Source organism: Devosia sp. XK-2 (genome assembly GCF_037113415.1).
In the GTDB taxonomy this organism is placed as follows: domain Bacteria; phylum Pseudomonadota; class Alphaproteobacteria; order Rhizobiales; family Devosiaceae; genus Devosia.
In genome coordinates this window covers 103391-120269 of record NZ_CP146608.1, presented here as the reverse complement: position 1 = coordinate 120269, position 16879 = coordinate 103391, and the positions used below count along the sequence as shown (strand labels likewise).

The 16879-nt window shown below is 62.3% G+C and carries 15 protein-coding genes; 8 read left to right on the top strand and 7 right to left on the bottom strand.

Annotated elements, in window-relative coordinates; all coding sequences use genetic code 11:
• Positions 1 to 99 precede the first annotated feature (99 nt).
• On the top strand, positions 100 to 2760 hold the full coding sequence (locus V8Z65_RS00635) for an EAL domain-containing protein (RefSeq protein WP_338721864.1): 2661 nt from the start codon (positions 100 to 102) through the stop codon (positions 2758 to 2760).
• 29 nt (positions 2761 to 2789) lie between these two features.
• Here V8Z65_RS00635 and V8Z65_RS00630 read toward each other — a convergent pair whose 3' ends face one another.
• Complete coding sequence (locus V8Z65_RS00630) at positions 2790 to 3515, bottom strand: SIMPL domain-containing protein (protein ID WP_338721863.1); 726 nt, start codon at positions 3513 to 3515, stop codon at positions 2790 to 2792.
• An 83-nt stretch (positions 3516 to 3598) separates the two neighbouring features.
• On the opposite strand from V8Z65_RS00630, the gene V8Z65_RS00625 reads away from it, so the two are divergent.
• Positions 3599 to 4633: a Gfo/Idh/MocA family oxidoreductase gene (locus V8Z65_RS00625; RefSeq protein ID WP_338721861.1), complete on the top strand. Its 1035-nt coding sequence runs from the start codon at positions 3599 to 3601 to the stop codon at positions 4631 to 4633.
• A gap of 172 nt (positions 4634 to 4805) precedes the next feature.
• Here V8Z65_RS00625 and V8Z65_RS00620 read toward each other — a convergent pair whose 3' ends face one another.
• The 5 genes from V8Z65_RS00620 to V8Z65_RS00600 all read right to left on the bottom strand — a co-directional run bounded on the left by V8Z65_RS00620 (position 4806) and on the right by V8Z65_RS00600 (position 10170).
• Positions 4806 to 5633, bottom strand: a complete 828-nt coding sequence (locus tag V8Z65_RS00620; RefSeq protein WP_338721860.1) for a dipeptide ABC transporter ATP-binding protein — start codon at positions 5631 to 5633, stop codon at positions 4806 to 4808.
• Positions 5630 to 6478, bottom strand: coding sequence for an ABC transporter ATP-binding protein (locus tag V8Z65_RS00615; RefSeq protein ID WP_338721859.1), 849 nt, complete (start codon positions 6476 to 6478; stop codon positions 5630 to 5632). The genes V8Z65_RS00620 and V8Z65_RS00615 overlap by 4 nt, the downstream gene beginning before the upstream one ends.
• 3 nt (positions 6479 to 6481) lie before the next feature.
• Positions 6482 to 7381 carry an ABC transporter permease subunit gene (locus V8Z65_RS00610; RefSeq protein WP_338721858.1) on the bottom strand — a complete coding sequence of 300 codons (900 nt, stop codon included), beginning with the start codon at positions 7379 to 7381 and terminating at the stop codon, positions 6482 to 6484.
• Position 7382: 1 nt separating this feature from the next.
• Complete coding sequence (locus V8Z65_RS00605; protein WP_338724088.1) at positions 7383 to 8390, bottom strand: ABC transporter permease subunit; 1008 nt, start codon at positions 8388 to 8390, stop codon at positions 7383 to 7385.
• A gap of 184 nt (positions 8391 to 8574) precedes the next feature.
• Positions 8575 to 10170 (bottom strand): ABC transporter substrate-binding protein, encoded by a 1596-nt coding sequence (locus V8Z65_RS00600; RefSeq protein WP_338721857.1) that lies wholly within the window; start codon positions 10168 to 10170, stop codon positions 8575 to 8577.
• A gap of 227 nt (positions 10171 to 10397) precedes the next feature.
• Between V8Z65_RS00600 and V8Z65_RS00595 the strand changes: the two genes are divergently transcribed.
• The 4 genes from V8Z65_RS00595 (at position 10398) to V8Z65_RS00580 (ending at position 13696) form a co-directional block, all read left to right on the top strand.
• Positions 10398 to 10793 carry a VOC family protein gene (locus V8Z65_RS00595; protein WP_338724087.1) on the top strand — a complete coding sequence of 132 codons (396 nt, stop codon included), beginning with the start codon at positions 10398 to 10400 and terminating at the stop codon, positions 10791 to 10793.
• On the top strand, positions 10766 to 11293 hold the full coding sequence (locus V8Z65_RS00590; protein ID WP_338721855.1) for a hypothetical protein: 528 nt from the start codon (positions 10766 to 10768) through the stop codon (positions 11291 to 11293). Before V8Z65_RS00595 ends, V8Z65_RS00590 begins: the two co-directional genes overlap by 28 nt.
• On the top strand, positions 11290 to 12228 hold the full coding sequence (locus V8Z65_RS00585; RefSeq protein WP_338721854.1) for an aldo/keto reductase: 939 nt from the start codon (positions 11290 to 11292) through the stop codon (positions 12226 to 12228). Before V8Z65_RS00590 ends, V8Z65_RS00585 begins: the two co-directional genes overlap by 4 nt.
• Before the next feature lie 280 nt (positions 12229 to 12508).
• Entirely contained in the window at positions 12509 to 13696 is a 1188-nt protein-coding gene (locus V8Z65_RS00580; protein WP_338721852.1) for an ROK family transcriptional regulator, read from the top strand.
• Here the strand turns inward: V8Z65_RS00580 and V8Z65_RS00575 are convergent.
• Positions 13687 to 13980 carry an HU family DNA-binding protein gene (locus V8Z65_RS00575; protein ID WP_338721851.1) on the bottom strand — a complete coding sequence of 98 codons (294 nt, stop codon included), beginning with the start codon at positions 13978 to 13980 and terminating at the stop codon, positions 13687 to 13689. The two genes, V8Z65_RS00580 and V8Z65_RS00575, sit on opposite strands and share 10 nt — an antisense overlap.
• 223 nt (positions 13981 to 14203) lie before the next feature.
• Between V8Z65_RS00575 and rirA the strand changes: the two genes are divergently transcribed.
• On the top strand, positions 14204 to 14659 hold the full coding sequence (gene rirA, locus V8Z65_RS00570; RefSeq protein WP_338721850.1) for an iron-responsive transcriptional regulator RirA: 456 nt from the start codon (positions 14204 to 14206) through the stop codon (positions 14657 to 14659).
• 246 nt (positions 14660 to 14905) lie between these two features.
• Complete coding sequence (locus V8Z65_RS00565; RefSeq protein ID WP_338721849.1) at positions 14906 to 16732, top strand: ATP-binding cassette domain-containing protein; 1827 nt, start codon at positions 14906 to 14908, stop codon at positions 16730 to 16732.
• Positions 16733 to 16879 lie beyond the last annotated feature (147 nt).

Below are 16879 nucleotides of genomic sequence, written 5' to 3'. Positions count from 1 at the left end.
CCGGGAAATGCCCGGCGTGGTAAGCATCCCGTCAAGTTTCCCCGCCTAGTCTTGGCCGCTGGACGCAGAAGGCGTCAGGGGGCTTTTTCAGGCAGCGGAATGAACGAGGGACGGACAGCAGAACATCGCGGCGATTGGCGCCGGACCATGGCCATTCCGGTCCTGCTCGCGCTTGCCGCAATGCTGGTTGCGGCCCTGCTTGTCGACCGGCAGAACCAGCAATTGGCCGAAGAGCGCCAAAGAGCCGATGCGCTCAATCAGATTTCGGTGATCCGCGCCAAGCTCGAGGGGCATATTGCGAGCAATATCCAGCTCATCAAGGGCCTGGTTGCGGTCATTTCGACCGAGCCGGACATGGATCAGGCGCGCTATGACGAATTGGTCGGCAAGGTCTTCGAGGAAGACAGCCAATTGCGTTCGGTGGCGGCAGCGCCCGATCTGGTCATCCGCATGACCTATCCGCGCGCCGGGAACGAGGCCGCACTTGGTCTCGATTATCGGCACGTTCCGGCGCAATGGCCGGCGGTGCGCACGGTGCTCGAAACCGGCCAGCTCAACATTGCCGGTCCTGTCGATCTGGTGCAGGGCGGCCAGGGTTTCGTGGGACGTTTCCCGGTCTTTACCGGCTCGGGCCCGGACCGGCAGTTCTGGGGCCTGGTCTCGGCGGTGGTCGATGTCGACCAGCTCTATATCGATAGCGGCCTGGTCGACCCCGCTCTGAACCTGGATATTTCGGTCACCGGCCATGACGGCCTGGGCGGGGCCGGCGAGCGGTTTTACGGACCCGATCTGGGTCAGGACGATCCGGTCATTGCCGATGTGATCCTGCCGTCGGGCAGTTGGCAGATCGCCGCGGTGCCCAAAGCGGGCTGGGGGGCCGATCCGTTCACGACCTGGACCCTGCGCGGCATGATCCTTCTGGCCGGCATGCTGATCCTGTTTCCCATCTTCGTCACCAGCCGCATGGTCCGTGAGCGGCACGATCATATCCGCGAGCTGGGCGAGCGCGAGGTGGAACTGGCGCGCCTGACCCGGCGCCTCAACCTGGCCCTGGCGGTGTCCAAGGTCGGTGTGTGGGAACTGGATACATCCACCGACAAAGAGACCTGGGACAACCGCAATAATGAGCTTTTCGGCCTGCCGCTCGATGGCGGGCCGCGCACCCATGGGGATTGGCAACGGGCCGTCCATCCCGAGGATCGCGAGCGGGCCGAGAACACCTACCGCACCATGATCCGGTCGGGCTATTACGAAACCGATTACCGGGTGCTGCTGCCCGATGGCGAAATCCGCTATATCCGCTCCGTGGGCATGCTTCACAGCGAGCCGGGGCAACCGGACAAGGTCGTCGGGGTCAATTGGGACGTGACCCGGGACGTCGAACTCAATGAGGATCTCCGCCGCGCCAAGAGCCAGGCCGATGCGCGCAATAGCGAGTTGGAGACGGCCCGCATCCGGATCGAGCATAATGCCCTGCATGACAGCCTGACGGGGCTGCCGAACCGGCGCTATCTGGATGAGGTTCTCAAGCGCCACGCGGCCGATGGCTATCATGGCAGCGGCTCGATCGCGCTACTGCATATTGACCTCGACCGTTTCAAGCAGATCAACGATACGCTGGGGCATGCGGCGGGCGATGCCATGCTGGTTCATGCCAGCAAGGTGTTGCGGGCCAATTGCCGGGAGACCGATTTTGTGGCGCGCATCGGGGGCGACGAATTCGTCATCGTCTCCACCGCCGGCCCCAATGATGGACGCCTGCGCCTGATCGCTGACCGGATCGTGCGTGAAATGAGCCGTCCGGCCCAGCATGAGGGACATGAAATCCGCTTCGGCGTCAGTATCGGCGTGGCCGTGTCCCGGTCGGCCTATATCAATGTCGATCAATTGCTGGTCAATGCCGATATCGCGCTCTATCGCGCCAAGGCGCTGGGCCGGAACCGGCACGAATTTTTCACCGACGCCTTGCAGGCCGAGGTGGTGCGCACCAAGCGGGTGGCCGACGAAATCCTCACGGGCCTGGATAATGACGCGTTTTTCGCCGTCTATCAGCCTCAGTTCGACGCCCAGACGCTGGAGCTGACCGGGGTCGAGGCGCTGGCGCGCTGGCGGCATGCCGATGGCACGATCAAGACGCCGGACCAGTTCATGGATGTGGCCGAAGAACTCAATGTCGTGGCCCAGATCGACAAGCTCATCCTGGACAAGGCCCTGGCCGATCTCAAGCGCTGGGATGCCAAAGGCCTGCGCGTCCCGCGCGTCTCGGTCAATGTCTCGCTGCGCCGCCTGACCGATGAAGACCTGGTCAACGGGCTCAGGGCCCTGTCGCTGCCGCCCGGGCGCCTGGCCTTCGAATTGGTCGAGAGCATCTATCTGGACGAAAGCGACGGAATCGTTGCCTGGAATATCGACCAGATCAAGGAGCTTGGCATCGATGTCGAGATCGATGATTTCGGCACGGGCTATGCCTCGATCGTTTCCCTGCAGAAACTGCATCCGCGCCGGCTCAAGATCGACCGGCAATTGATCAATCCCATTCTGGATGAACCCGCGCAGCGCCAATTGGTGGCCTCGATCGTGGATATCGGCAAATCCATGGATATCGAGATCGTCGCCGAGGGCGTGGAAACCATGGACCATGCCGAAATCCTCAAGCATCTGGGCTGCGAGGTGCTGCAGGGCTATGCCCTGGCCAGGCCTATGGCGCGGGACGACCTGGAAAAATTCCTGCGCAAGGGGCAGCAGAAGCGGGTCGGGTGAGGCGGGGCCCCAAGGCCCCACCCATAGCGTCAGTCGACCAGGAAATAGGTGATGGTGGTGACCACGCGCACCTTTTTGTCGATCTGCTTTTCCGGCCGGTCATTGGGAATTTCGACGGCCGGCAGGATTTCGAAAACACCCTGATTGGCGGTCTGGATATCGCCCACCTGAGCCCCGGATTCGGCGGCGAATTGTTCGGCGGTTTCCTTGGCGCGCTGGGTGGCTTCGGTCAGCATTTCGCCCTTGAGGTCATTGATGCCGGTGAACACGAAGCTGGCCCCCGCGCTATAGGCGTCGGAGGAAAAGACCACGCCCTGGCGCAGGAGATCGGCCACCGAGCGGCTGGCATCGGCCAGGTCCTGCACCCGGTCGGTGGTGACCAGCATGTCCTCGGTCAAGACAAAGCGATATTCGTCATTCATGGACGAGGCGCTGTAGCCGGCGGCCCGATCCTCCACCAGCACGTTCTGCACCTGGATTTCGGTGTCGGCAAAGCCGCGATCGGCCAGGAAGGCGCGCACCGAGGCTTCCGAGGTTTCAAGGCTGGCCCGTGCCGCCTCCAGGGTTGGGCCCGTGGCCACGAAGCGGATGGGCCAGAAGCCCAGATTGGCCTCGACCGCGCGTTCGCTCAACCCCTTGACCGTGACCACGCGCAAAGGCTGGCGGCTTTCCACCAGCGAGCTGCCGACAAACCAGCCGGCCAGCGCAATTCCTGCCGCGAGAAAAACTGCGGCAACAATCCCCACGATTTTCATGCTAGGTCCCTCTTCCAATGTCCCCGATGGGCAGTTGAGCGCCGTGAAAATGGCGCGACCATGGCATAGAAGGAGGCGGCTGAATGGCGCATGAACAGAGCAAATTCGGACTGGGTGTCGTGGGCGCCGGCATGGCGGCAAAACCCCATGCGCTGGCCCTTAATGCGCTCAAGGACCGGATCGATGTGCGCGGCGTCTGGCGGCGCAACCGGGACGAGCTCGATCGGTTCTGCGCCGAATATGGCTTCCCCGCCGCGCAAAGCTATGAGGCGCTGCTGGCCGACCCGGCGGTGGACGCCATTCTGGTGCTGACCCCGCCCAATGCGCGCCAGGACATAGTCGCGGCCGCTGCAAAGGCGGGAAAGCATGTGCTGATGGAAAAGCCGGTGGAGCGTTCCACCGAGGCCGCCGAGCGGATCGTGGCCGCGTGCGAAGATGCGGGGGTCACGCTGGGCATCATCTTCCAGCACCGCTTCCGCGCGGCGTCCAGGGCGCTGGCCGAAAAGGTCGCTTCGGGCGAGATGGGCGCGCTGCAGGCGGTGCATCTGGTCGTGCCCTGGTGGCGGCCGCAAAAGGGTTATTACGACCAGCCCGGCCGCGGCAGCTTCGCCCAGGATGGTGGCGGGGTACTGATCACCCAGGCCATCCATTCGCTCGACCTGATGCTGAGCCTGACCGGCCCGGTCAGGGCGGTGACGGCGCTATCGGCGACCACAGGCCTGCACCGGATGGAGACCGAGGATTTCGTGGCCGGGGGCATGGAATTTGCCAATGGCGCGGTGGGGGGTCTCATGGCCACCACTGCCAATTTCCCCGGCGGGGCGGAGAGCCTGACGCTCAATTTCGATCACGCCAGCGCCACCCTGACCGGCGGCAATCTGACCCTTAACTGGCTTGAAGGGCGCAATGAGACCATTGGCGAGGCGTCCAATTCGGGCGGCGGGGCCGATCCCATGGCCTTCCCGTTCGACTGGCACATGGCCCAGATTGCCGAATTTGCCGAAGCGGTTCAGGCCGGACGGCCGCCGGTTTCCACCGGCCGCACGGCGCTCGATGTGCATAGACTGATCGACGCGCTGATCCGCTCGGGCAAGGAGGGGCGGCGCGTCGCGGTTTAGAGCGTGTCAGACTTGATCGGGATCGGCGGTTCCTGCGCCTCCCTCCCCCTTGAGGGGAGGGAATGAGGGTGGGGGTGGTTTGTGGGTCATTGATGGACCCCCACCCCCGGCCCCTCCCCTCAAGGGGGAGGGGAGGGGCAAGCCTCTCGTTCCAGCCAGAACATGACAGAGCCTAGGCGGCTGCCTTTTTCCTGGCGATGCGGGCCCGGATGCTCTCCACATCGGCTCTGGGCGTCGCGGCAAACAGGGTCCTGGTATAGTCGTGTTGCGGATCGGCAAAGACCGCTTCACGGCTGCCATGTTCGACCACATCGCCGAAATACATGACCATGACCTCATCGGCGATATAGCGCACCACCGAAAGGTCGTGGCTGATAAAGACATAGGTGAGGTTGAACTCGTCCTGCAGGTCCTTGAGCAGATTGAGGATCTGCGCCTGGACCGAAAGATCCAGCGCCGAGACCGGCTCGTCGAGCACCAGGAAGCTGGGATTGAGCATCAGCGCCCGGGCAATGGCGATGCGTTGGCGCTGCCCGCCCGAGAACATGTGCGGATAGCGATTGAAATGCTCGGGCCCCAGGCCAACCTTGGTCAGCATGGCCATGGCCTTGTCGCGCCGCTCGGCACCGGACATGTCGGTATTGAGCAAGAGCGGCTCGGCCAAGACATCGCCGATCTTCTGACGCGGATTGAGCGAGCCATAGGGATTCTGGAAGACGATCTGCACCTTCTGGCGCAATTGTCGCGTCACATTGGCCGCGCTGGCCGGCAGGCCATCGATGAAAATGTCCCCCGATGTGGGCTGATCGATCAGCGTAATCATCCGCGCCAGGGTGGATTTGCCACAGCCGCTTTCGCCCACCACGGCCAGGGTCTTGCCCTTTTCGAGGGTGAAATTGACGCCCTTTACAGCGTGCAGAACCTTGGCCGGGCGTAGAAAGCCGCCGCCGGTCACATAGTCACGCGTGAGATTGCGGACTTCGAGGACAGGTGTGCTCATCGGCTCACTCCGGGTGCGGCTTCAAACAGCATGTCTGACACGGTCGGCAGGCGATCGCCCACCGCATTTTCCGGCAGGGCCGAGAGCAGCGCGCGCGTATAGTTCGATCGCGGGTTTTCAAACAGGGAGAGCACATCGGCCTCCTCCATCTTGTGCCCCTTATATTGCACGATCACCCGGTCGGCGGTTTCGGCCACCACGCCCATATCGTGGGTGATCATGATCAGCGCCATGCCGGTTTCGGCCTGCAGCCGCACCAGGAGATCAAGAATCTGCTTCTGGATGGTCACGTCGAGCGCTGTGGTTGGCTCGTCGGCAATGAGCAGTTTGGGATTGCAGGCCAGGGCCATGGCAATCATCACGCGCTGACATTGGCCGCCGCTCATCTGGTGGGGGAAGGACGAGAGCTTGCCACCAGCCTCGCGAATGCCCACCAGTTCGAGCAGTTCTATGGCCCGATCGCGTGCCGCACGTCCCTTAAGGCCCAGATGCCGGTCGAGTACTTCGCCGATCTGGAAGCCGACGGTGAAACAGGGATTGAGGCTGGCAATGGGCTCCTGGAAAATCATGGCAATGTCCTTGCCGATGATGGTGCGGCGCTCGGCTTCGGACATGGTGAGCAGGTCACGGCCCTCGAACCGCATGACGTCGGCCGTTACCGTGGCCGTATCGGGCAAGAGGCCCATCGTGGCCAGCATGGCCACCGACTTGCCGGAGCCCGATTCTCCCACAATGGCCAGGACCTCGCGGGCGTCCACGGAAATGTCGATGCCGTCGACGGCCTTGAACAGGCCCACCGAAGTGTCGAAAGCGACCGTCAGGTTTTTGATCTCAAGCAGGGACATGGGTCAGCTCCTCTTGAGCTTGGGATCGAGCGCGTCGCGCAGCCCGTCCCCGATCAGGTTGATGGCCAGAACCGTGATCAGGATGGCCAGGCCTGGAAAGGTCACGACCCAGGGGGCCTTGATGATGAATTCGCGGGCCGATGCCAGCATGGTGCCCCATTCGGGCGTCGGTGGCTGCGCGCCCATGCCCAGAAAGCCCAGCGCGGCGGCCTCCAGAATGGCGTTGGAGAAGCTCAATGTGGCCTGCACGATCAGCGGACCGAGGCAATTGGGCAGGATGGTGATGAGCATGAGGCGGATATGGCCGGCGCCGGACAATTTGGCGGCGGTCACATATTCACGGTTTTTCTCGGCCATGACGGCGGCGCGCACCAGGCGGGCAAAGTGGGGCTGCAGCACCAGGGCAATGGCGATCATGGCGTTGAACAGGCCCGGCCCCAGAATGGCCACCAGAACCAGGGCCAGCAGTAGTGGCGGAAAGGCCAGGATGATGTCCATGACGCGCATGATGACGACATCGACCCAGCCGCGGAAATAGCCCGCCAAGACGCCCAGGACGACACCGACGATCAGCGCCCCCACCACGACGAAAAAGCCGATAAAAAGCGAATAGCGCGCGCCATGGACGAGGCGCGAAACGATATCGCGACCCACCGGATCGGTGCCCAAAAGGAAGCGGGGATCGGCCCCCTCCATCCAGATCGGCGGCTTGAGCAACGCATCGCGGAACTGCGCCTCTGGCGCGTAGGGCGCAATGAGCGGCGCGAAAATGGCGACCAGCAGCAGGATGGAAAATACGGTGAGGCCGATGACGGCGCCCCGATTGACCGAGAAATAGTACCAGAATTCACGCAGCGCCGAGATCGGCTTGGCGCTTTGGGTGGCTGTTTGATTGACTGTCATATTATTGCACCCGGATGCGCGGGTTGATCAGGGCATAAAGCAGGTCGACCAGCAGGTTCACTGCCATGACGATGAGCGCGATGATCAAAAGACCGGATTGCACCACCACATAGTCGCGCTTGGAAATGGAATCGATCATCCACTTGCCGATGCCGGGCCAGGTAAAGATCGTTTCGGTCAGGATAGCGCCGCCCAGCAGCAGGCCCACCTGCAGGCCGATCGTGGTGACCACCGGGATCAGCGCATTCCTGAGGGCATGCACGTTGATCACCCGGCCGGGCGGCATGCCCTTGGCGCGAGCCGTGCGCACATAATCTTCGCCCAGAACCTCAAGCATAGCGGAGCGGGTCTGGCGGGCGATGACGGCCAGCGGGATGGTGCCCAGCACAATTGCCGGCAAGATCAGGTGACGCAGGGCCGAAACAAAGGCCGCCCAATTGCCATAGAGCAGGGTGTCGATGAGCATGAAGCCGGTAATGGGCCGCAAAAAGAACGTCAGGGCGATGCGCCCCGAGACCGGCGTCCAGCCCAGATAGCCGGAGAAAAATATGATGAGCAGCAGGCCCCACCAGAAGATAGGCATGGAATAGCCGGTCAGCGCCACGCCCATGGTAAGCTGGTCGAACCAGGAGCCGCGCTTGACGGCGGCAAAGATGCCGGCGGGAATACCGATGGCGACGGCCAGGAGCATGGCCACCAGGGCAAGTTCGATCGTGGCTGGAAACAGGGTCATGAATTCGTTGATGACCGGGCGTTTGGTGGCTAGCGAAATGCCGAAATCGCCCTGCAGCACCGAGCCGAGATAATTGAAATATTGCTGCCAGATGGGCAGGTTGAAGCCAAACTGCTCCTTGAGGATCTCATAGCGTTCCGGCGACACGCCATGTTGCCCGGCCATGGCCAGGATGGGGTCACCCGGCAGGACGCGGACAAAGGCAAAGGCGCATATGGATATGCCAATGATGGTTGGCACCAGCAGCGCCAGCTTGCGCAGGATGTAGGTCAGCATATTGGGTCTTTCGCCCTGAGGATGGCGATCCGCCGCCAGACGCGGCGGATCGGCCGGTCCCATTTCCTGATTTGGCCGTTCCTTACGGGCATTGCGATGCCTCGCGGAATGGCTCTTCGTTTGAAAAGCGAGCCCCGTTCCGTCGAAGCGGATCGGGGCTCCTGTTTGAGGGACGAGGTCCGGATTATTCCTGGATGTCCACGCCCTTGAAGATGTGGGTGCCAAGCGGGCTCATCTTGTAGTTGATGACCTTGTTGTTCATGGGCATGAACACGCGGCTATGGGCCAGGGTGATGGCAGGTTCTTCGGCCTTGAAGATTTCCTGGGCCTTGGTGTAGAGCGCGGCGCGCTCGGCCTGGTCCGAAGTCTGCTTGGCTGCCTGGATGGCCGCCTCGAACTCTTCATTGCACCAGCTCGAATAATTGCTGACACCAATGGCCGAGCAGGAGAACAGGGTGGCAAAGAAGTTGTCCGGATCGCCATTGTCGCCGGTCCAACCGATCATGAACGGGCCCATGCGGTCCTCGAGCTTGCCGCGGGTACGGTACTCGGTCCATTCATAGGTCACGATATTGGCGGTGACGCCAACCTTGGCCCAGTCGGACTGGATCAGTTCGGCAACGCGCTGGCCATTCGGGTTGTAGGGACGGGAAACCGGAATGGCCCAGAGGTCGGTGGTCAGGTCGGTGACACCGGCCGCCTCGAGCATTTCCTTGGCCTTTTCCGGATCGTAGACGTCGGCGGCGATGGAATCGTCATAGGACCACATGGTGGGCGGGATCAGGTTCTTGGCGTCCTGGCCGGCACCCTGATAGACGGCGTCGATAATGGCCTGCTTGTCGATGGCCATGGTCAGCGCCTTGCGCACATCGGCATTGTCGAAGGGCGCTTCGGTGGTGTTGTAGGAGATATAGCCGATATTGAGGCCTTCCTGCTCCATCACCGTGATGTTTTCGTCGGCCTTGAGCACCTCGATATCGGCGGGCGCGGGATAGGGCATGATATCGCATTCGCCGGCCATGAGGCGCTGGGCGCGCACCGATGCGTCGGTGGTGATGGCGAAGATCAGGTCGTCGATCGGCTGCTTGCCATCCCAATAGTCGGCAAAGGCCTGGTAGCGGATGACGGTATCGAGCTGGTAGTCGACCAGCTGGAACGGACCGGTGCCGACCGGCTGGGTCGAGAAGGCCGCCATATCGCCCGAAGCTTCGAGCTGATCGGCATATTCCTTGGAGACGATCGAGGCAAAGTCCATGGCCAGGTTGGCGATCATGGGCGAATTGGGCTCGGTCAGGGTGAACTTGACGGTCAGATCGTCAATCTTTTCGATCGAAGCGATATATTTGGGCATGTCCATGCCCTGGAAATAGTCCCAGCTCATGCCTTCGAGATAGTTGAACCAGGGATTGTCTTCCTTGTACTGGCGCTCGAAGGAGAAGATCACGTCATCGGCGTTGAGATCGCGCGTCGGGGTGAAATAGGAGGTGGTGTGGAATTTGACGCCGGGACGCAGGTGGAACGTATATTCCAGACCGTCCTCGGAGATTTCCCAGCTTTCGGCCAGGGCGGGAGCGACTTCGGTCGTGCCGGTGACGAATTCGACAAGGCGGTTATAGAGCGGCTGCGAGGAGGCATCGAAATCATTGCCACCGGTCAGCGGGCCGGGATCGAAGTGGGCGGGCGAGGCTTCCGAGCAATAGACCAGCTGCTTTGCCTGCGCTGCACCAGCAGCCAAAGCCAGCATGGCGGTCGCCGCCATCAAGGTTTTCATCAATTTCATGATTGTTGTCTCCCGAGACATTTTATTGCGCACCCGGCGTTCCTTCCGAGGCTTGGATGCTACAAAAGCCCAGAAATTGCGGGAGCGCAATGGGCAGAGTTGACCAATTGGTCAAGACAAATATCGCCAATGGGCATTTCAACAGAAATGGACGGTTCCCCATCGATCCGTTCGGCTGGATCGGGGCGCCCTTGACGCCCGCCCCCCTGGCGTCGTCAGCTTTGCCCATGAATCAGTTAATTGCCACCATCGCCCTTGTCGTTGCCGATTATGACGAGGCCATCGCCTTTTACCGCGACGCGCTTGGCTTTTCGCTGCTGGAGGACACACAATTGGCGCCCGGCAAACGCTGGGTGCTGGTGTCGCCGCCCGGGCGCGTGGGCGGCGCGCGGCTTTTGCTGGCAAAGGCGGATGGCCCCGAACAGCAGGCGGTGATTGGCCGACAGGCCGGCGGGCGGGTCATGCTGTTTCTTGAAACGGACAATTTTGTCCGCGATCATAGGCAGATGCGTGACAGGGGCGTGCGGTTTCTCGAGGAACCGCGGCACGAGCCCTATGGCATTGTGGCGGTCTTCGCCGACCTTTACGGGAATAAATGGGACCTTATCGAGCCGCAGCGCTGATTGCCCTTGCCCTGAACGGGACATTGCCGGCAGCGGGCCAGCAGCCGGGCTGGCACTATTCGCCGCTGCCGGGTGAGGGCGACCGGGCCAGCATGGGCTGCGCCCGCGGCTCGGACCTTGACGACTTCACCTGTCTTGCGGTGCGCTGCGAGCAGGACTTTACCACCGGCATTCACGTCTATTCGAGCCGCCCGCAGGGCGATCGCGGCAGCTGGGAGATGACGCTGGATCGGGAGACCCGCACCCTCAGCGCCACGCCTGACGAAACGCCTTATGGCGCGCGGCTCGACGATGTGGACGGCTGGCTTCTGGATGGATTGCGTCACGGCACATTTGTTTATCTGCGCCACAGTGACGATATGGAAGGGGCATTCGCCTTTATCGATCTTTCCGGGTCCTTCCGATCCATAGCCGAAGCCCTGCAATGGTGCGCCCCGCGCGTGCCGCGAAGCGATAAGGCCGGTGCGGAACCGGCAAGCAACAATGGAGACATACAATGAACCGTCGGCCCCTTGGACGCAGTGAACTGGTGATCGAGCCCCTGGTGCTGGGCGGCAATGTCTTTGGCTGGACTGTGGACGAAACGAATGGTTTTGCCATTCTCGATGCCTATGCAGCCGCCGGTTTTACCGCCATCGACACGGCCGAGGGCTATCCCAATTGGGTGCCGGGCAATCCTGCGGGCATGAGCGAGACCATTATCGGCAAATGGCTCAAGGCCCGCGGCAATCGCGACCGGATGCATATTTTCACCAAGGTCAATTCCGGCAAGAAGCCGGGGGGCCTCAAACCGGACGCCATCAAGGCCGGTATCGAAGCCTCGCTCAAGCGGCTGCAGACTGACTATGTCGATCTCTATTTCAGCCATTGGCCGGACCCGGAGGCGAGCCATGAGGAAACGCTCGAGGCCTATGACGGGCTGATCCGGGCGGGCAAGGTGCGCGCCATCGGCGCTTCCAATTATAGCGCGCAGATGATGGCCGATGCCCAACAGACCGCGGTGGTCAAATCGCTGCAGCGCTATGAGGTGACCCAGCCGCGCTACAATCTTTATGACCGGGCCGAATTCGATGCGCTCAGGCCCTATTTGCTCGAAAATGAGGTGGGCGCCATCGTCTATTATAGCCTCGCCTCAGGCTTCCTGACCGGCAAATATCGCAGCCAGGACGATCTGGGGCAGTCGCCGCGCGGGGGCGGTGTGGGGCAATATCTCAATGCCAAAGGGCTGAGCATTCTGGGCGCCTTGGATCAGGTTGCGGCCGAGCTGGGCGCGACACCGGCCGAGGTGGCGCTGGCCTGGCTCGTGGCGCAGACCAGGGTCAGCGCCCCCATCGCCTCGGCCAGCTCGGTCGAACAGGTCGGGAGCCTGGCCCGCGGCGTTCGGCTGACCCTGAGTGCAGAGGCGCTGGACCTGCTGACGGATAGCGGCAAATAGGCGCATTATCCGCCGGCCCCGCGAGGGCGGGCCTGACAAAATGTCAACCTTGACATATGTTTCATCGACAAGGCCCCTATCCCTTTGGCCCGTCGGGCCGCGGGGCGGGAGTGCCGGAAAAAAAATGAGACGAGTCCGTCACTTGACGACAGATCGCACTTGCTGGCATTGCGCTGCGGCGTGATCGCTATGGCACCGACCGCCTTCTGGCCGGTGTCCTTACATCCATGAACCAAAACCCTTGTCGCCGGCCCGTTCTGACCGGCAGGAGATGATTGCCATGCTCAGTGGCCGGGAGCCGACGGGCAATGTGTTCGAGTCCGGGCGACGCGGCGTCCGCCATGCCGGTGTCCGCCACACCAATAAAAAAACCGTGCTGACGGTGGTGGCCTTCAATGCCGGGGCATCGAATGCAGAGATTTCGCGCCTGACGGGGCTGGCGCCGCAAACTGTGTCGGCCATTCTGGTCGATCTGGAGCAGGAAGGACTGATCGTACGCGGGCCGGTTTTGCGCGGCCGGCGAGGACAACCGGCAACGCCGATCCTGCTGAACCAGAACGGCGGCTTTGCCATTGGTATCGAGATCGGCTGGCGACACCTGGATATCGTGCTGATCGACATGCATGTTCAGGTGCTGCGCCACCACCATGAGAGCCACGACTATCCCGATGCCGAAACCCTGTTCGACCGCATCGGTGCGATTATCGACCAGTTTTCAGCCACGCTGACACCCGAACAGCGCTTGCGGCTGCTCGATGTGGGCATTGCCATGCCCGGGTCGCTGGCCGCCGATCTGGACCTGATCGGGGCGCCGCCGGCGCAGGTCGCGGCCTGGCGCCAGCTCGACATCATGGCCGAACTGGCCAAGCGCACCTGCCTCAACCCGGTGCTGATCAATGATGGCAATGCCGGCTGCTGGGCCGAATTGATCGCCTTGGAAGCGCCGCGCCCGGCCAATGTGATTGTGCTTTTGGTGTCGCATCTGCTGCTTGCCGGCATTGTGGGCGACGGCGCGCTTTGGGAAGGTTCGACCGGTCATGCCGTGGATCTGGGGTCCACCCTGGTCAGCGTAGGGCCGGAAGGACCGCAATTGGTCCACCAGATTGCCTCGCTTTTTGCGCTGCGGGCGCGCCTGGCCGCGGCCGGCCATCCCAGTGCCGACCAGCCGATCGAAAGCTGGGACCTGGAGGCCATGGCCGAGCCGATCGAGAGCTGGCTCGGCGACGCCGCCAAGGCGCTGGCCCAGATGGTGCACAATACGAGCATGATCGTCGAGCACCCGCTGATCGTTCTGGATACGGCCCTGGATGGGACGATCAGCGCGCGGTTGCTGGCGCGCCTTGAAGCCGAGATGGCGTGTCTGGCTACGCGGGGCTTTGTCATGCCGCGGGTTATCGGCGGCCGGTTGGGCCGGCTGGCACCCGCAATCGGGGCCGCCGAAATGCCGCTTTACCGCCGCTACTTCTGAGCCTTCGGCTTCCCGGCGGGCAGCAATTCGAGCGCCTCACGCAGACGGGCGCTGGGGATCAGCACAACCGTGTGATGGGGCGCGATGCGATGCTCCTGGCCGGTCCGGGGATTGCGTCCGACACGCTCGGCCCTGGAGCGCACATCGAGCGTACCAAAGCCGCTGAGCTTGACCGATTCGCCGCGCTTGAGCGCGTCGCCGATCAGTTCGAACATGCGTTCGCCAATCTGGGTGGTGTCGTGACGCGACAGGCCGGTCGCATCGGCGGCACCTTCTCCTAACATGGCGCGAGTAACCGTTTTCTCCACACCAAATCTCCTCCTGCCCCCATTAAATTCATAGGTAGAAGTTAAGACCCTGTCCAGTCCTGCGCGCAATCACAAATTAACATGACCATACCCATCAAGATTAATTGACATTTTTTAGAATGGTTATAAGCTAGCGGTCACGTTAATAAGGGTAGCGACCGCGCAAAAGCGCTCGCGCGACGCAGCAGAAAGGCTTCCTGTGAGACTGACCCGCCAATCCAATTATGCCATCCGCACACTGGTCTATTGCGCGGTCAACGAGCCGGGTCTGAGCCGGGTTGCAGAAATTGCCCGCGCCTATGGCATTTCGGAATTGTTCCTGTTCAAGCTGATCAAGCCGCTGGTGGAAAATGGCCTGCTGCAGACCGTGCGTGGACGCCATGGCGGGATCAAGCTGGGCAAGCCGGCCCAAGAGATCACGCTGCTCGAGACCATCCGCCTGACCGAAGAGAATTTCGCCCTGGCCGAATGTTTCGAGGACGGCGCCGATTGTCCCCTGATCGGGGAATGCGATCTCAATGGGGCGCTGCGCGAGGCCCTGGGTGCCTTTTTCGAAGTGTTGAACGGCTATACGATTGCGGACCTTGCCAGCAAGAAACGCTCGATCCGCGAGCGCCTGGGCCTGACCGCAGACGAAGCGGTCAATGCCGCCTAAAAAAACTGACTGGCAAACTCAAATATGAGTTTGACAATCATGTTTAGGAATGCTTGATTGCGCTCATGGCGCTGCGACCCCTTGGGGCCTGTGGGTCAGAGCGTCCATATGCGACGGGGCCTGCTGCTGCCGTCTCCCCGGGCCGGCCAGGATCCTCAACGTCCTGACCGGCCTCTTTCATTTCTCCTATGATTGCCATCGGCACGACCCCATGCTCTATGCGGGCCGATAGCTCCCGGACGTGATATGGCCCAGCCTCCTCTTCTTTCCCTGCAGGACATTCAACTGACCTTTGGCGGCACGCAATTGCTCGAGGCGGCCGAACTCATCGTGTCGCCGGGGCAGCGCATTGCGCTGGTCGGACGCAATGGCTCGGGCAAATCGACCCTGCTCAAAATTGCCGCCGGCCTGGTCCAGCACGATGGCGGCAAGCGCTTTGCCGAGCCCAGCGCCACCATCCGCTATCTGCCGCAGGAGCCGGACCTGTCGGGATTTGCGACGACCTTGGCCTATGTCGAGGCCGGCCTGGCGCCTGGCGACGATCCCTACCGGGCGCAATATCTGCTTGAGGCGCTGGGTCTGACGGGCACGGAAAATCCGACCACGCTTTCGGGCGGCGAGGGCCGGCGCGCCGCCCTGGCGCGGGTCCTGGCGCCGCAGCCCGATGTGCTGCTGCTCGACGAGCCCACCAACCATCTCGACCTGCCGGTGATCGAATGGCTGCAGGACGAGCTCAGCCAGATGCGGTCTGCCATGGTGCTGATCAGCCATGATCGGCGTTTCCTGTCCGACCTCAGCCGCTCGACCGTCTGGCTCGACCGCGGCGTCACCCGGCGCATCGAAAAGGGCTTTGCCGCCTTCGAGGGGTGGCGCGACGAGGTGCTGGAGCTTGAGGAGAAGGAGCGGCATAAGCTTGATCGGCAGATCGTGCGCGAGGAACATTGGCTGCGCTATGGCGTCACCGCCCGGCGTAAGCGCAATGTGGGCCGCCTCGAACGCTTGGCCAATCTCCGACAGGAACGCCGCGAGCAGCGCAAGGTTACCGGCGCGGTGACCTTGGCGGTGAGCGAAGGGCGGACCTCCGGCGCGCTGGTCGCCGAGGCCGAAAACATTTCCAAGAGTTTTGGGTCACGCGCCATTGTTCGGGATTTTTCGACCCGCGTGCTGCGGGGCGACCGTGTGGGCATTGTCGGCCCCAATGGCGCGGGCAAGACGACTTTGATCAAGATGCTGACCGGGCTGCTGGAGCCTGATGGCGGCACGATCAAACTCGGCGCCGCGCTGGAACTGGCCATGCTCGACCAGGGACGGGCGCGGCTCGACCCGGATACGCGGCTGAAAGATGCGCTGACTGGCGGCGGCAGCGACACCATCCACATCAATGGCGAACCCAAGCATGTCGTGGGCTATATGAAGGACTTTCTGTTCACCCCCGAACAGGCCAATACGCCGATCGGCAAGCTGTCCGGTGGCGAGCGCGCCCGCGTGGCGCTGGCCCGCGCCCTGGCCCTGCCGAGCAATTTTCTGGTGCTGGACGAACCGACAAACGATCTGGATCTTGAGACGCTTGATCTGCTCGAGGAAATGGTTTCGGACTACGCTGGCACCGTGGTCGTGGTCAGCCATGACCGCGACTTCCTTGATCGCGTCGCGACATCGGTGATCATGGCCGAGGGCGATGGGCGCTGGACCGAATATGCCGGGGGATATTCGGATATGGTGGCCCAGCGCGGATCTGGTGTGTCGGCGCGTGTGGTGGAAAAGGCCGCCAAAGCCGAAAAACCCAAGGCGCAGCCCGCTTCGCCTCCGCCTGCTACCAAGCGCAAGCTGAGCTTTAAGGAAAAGCACGCGCTCGAAACCCTGCCCAGGGAAATCGGCAAGCTCGAAAGCGAGATTTCAGCGCTCAATGCGGCTCTGGCGGCGCCGGATTTCTACAATCGCGACCCCAATGGCTTTGCCGCAAAGTCCAAAGCGCTTGAGGCGGCTGCCGCGAAAAAGGCTGCCGCCGAGGAGCAATGGCTGGAGCTTGAAATGTTACGCGAGGAGCTCGAAGGCTCCGACCCGTCCCGCTAGGGCCATTCGCGCCAGTGGCGCGAATGGAGGCGAGGAGGCCATGAGAGCTGCGCTCGAATGGCGGGCATGACCTGAATACTGGAGCGATTCAATATGAGCTGGATTGCCGGCCCCTTCGCTTCCCTCCCCCCTGTGGGGCGGGGGCGA

Excerpts from the sequence above, each read along its gene's own strand:
- V8Z65_RS00585 (WP_338721854.1), top strand. The coding sequence starts at position 11,290 with ATGAACCGTCGGCCCCTTGGACGCAGTGAACTGGTGATCGAGCCCCTG.
- V8Z65_RS00600 (WP_338721857.1), bottom strand. The coding sequence starts at position 10,170 with ATGAAATTGATGAAAACCTTGATGGCGGCGACCGCCATGCTGGCTTTG.
- V8Z65_RS00575 (WP_338721851.1), bottom strand. The coding sequence starts at position 13,980 with ATGTTAGGAGAAGGTGCCGCCGATGCGACCGGCCTGTCGCGTCACGAC.
- V8Z65_RS00590 (WP_338721855.1), top strand. The coding sequence starts at position 10,766 with ATGGGACCTTATCGAGCCGCAGCGCTGATTGCCCTTGCCCTGAACGGG.
- V8Z65_RS00635 (WP_338721864.1), top strand. The coding sequence starts at position 100 with ATGAACGAGGGACGGACAGCAGAACATCGCGGCGATTGGCGCCGGACC.
- V8Z65_RS00615 (WP_338721859.1), bottom strand. The coding sequence starts at position 6,478 with ATGTCCCTGCTTGAGATCAAAAACCTGACGGTCGCTTTCGACACTTCG.
- V8Z65_RS00630 (WP_338721863.1), bottom strand. The coding sequence starts at position 3,515 with ATGAAAATCGTGGGGATTGTTGCCGCAGTTTTTCTCGCGGCAGGAATT.
- V8Z65_RS00610 (WP_338721858.1), bottom strand. The coding sequence starts at position 7,381 with ATGACAGTCAATCAAACAGCCACCCAAAGCGCCAAGCCGATCTCGGCG.
- V8Z65_RS00565 (WP_338721849.1), top strand. The coding sequence starts at position 14,906 with ATGGCCCAGCCTCCTCTTCTTTCCCTGCAGGACATTCAACTGACCTTT.
- V8Z65_RS00620 (WP_338721860.1), bottom strand. The coding sequence starts at position 5,633 with ATGAGCACACCTGTCCTCGAAGTCCGCAATCTCACGCGTGACTATGTG.
- V8Z65_RS00580 (WP_338721852.1), top strand. The coding sequence starts at position 12,509 with ATGCTCAGTGGCCGGGAGCCGACGGGCAATGTGTTCGAGTCCGGGCGA.
- V8Z65_RS00625 (WP_338721861.1), top strand. The coding sequence starts at position 3,599 with ATGGCGCATGAACAGAGCAAATTCGGACTGGGTGTCGTGGGCGCCGGC.
- V8Z65_RS00595 (WP_338724087.1), top strand. The coding sequence starts at position 10,398 with ATGAATCAGTTAATTGCCACCATCGCCCTTGTCGTTGCCGATTATGAC.
- V8Z65_RS00605 (WP_338724088.1), bottom strand. The coding sequence starts at position 8,390 with ATGCTGACCTACATCCTGCGCAAGCTGGCGCTGCTGGTGCCAACCATC.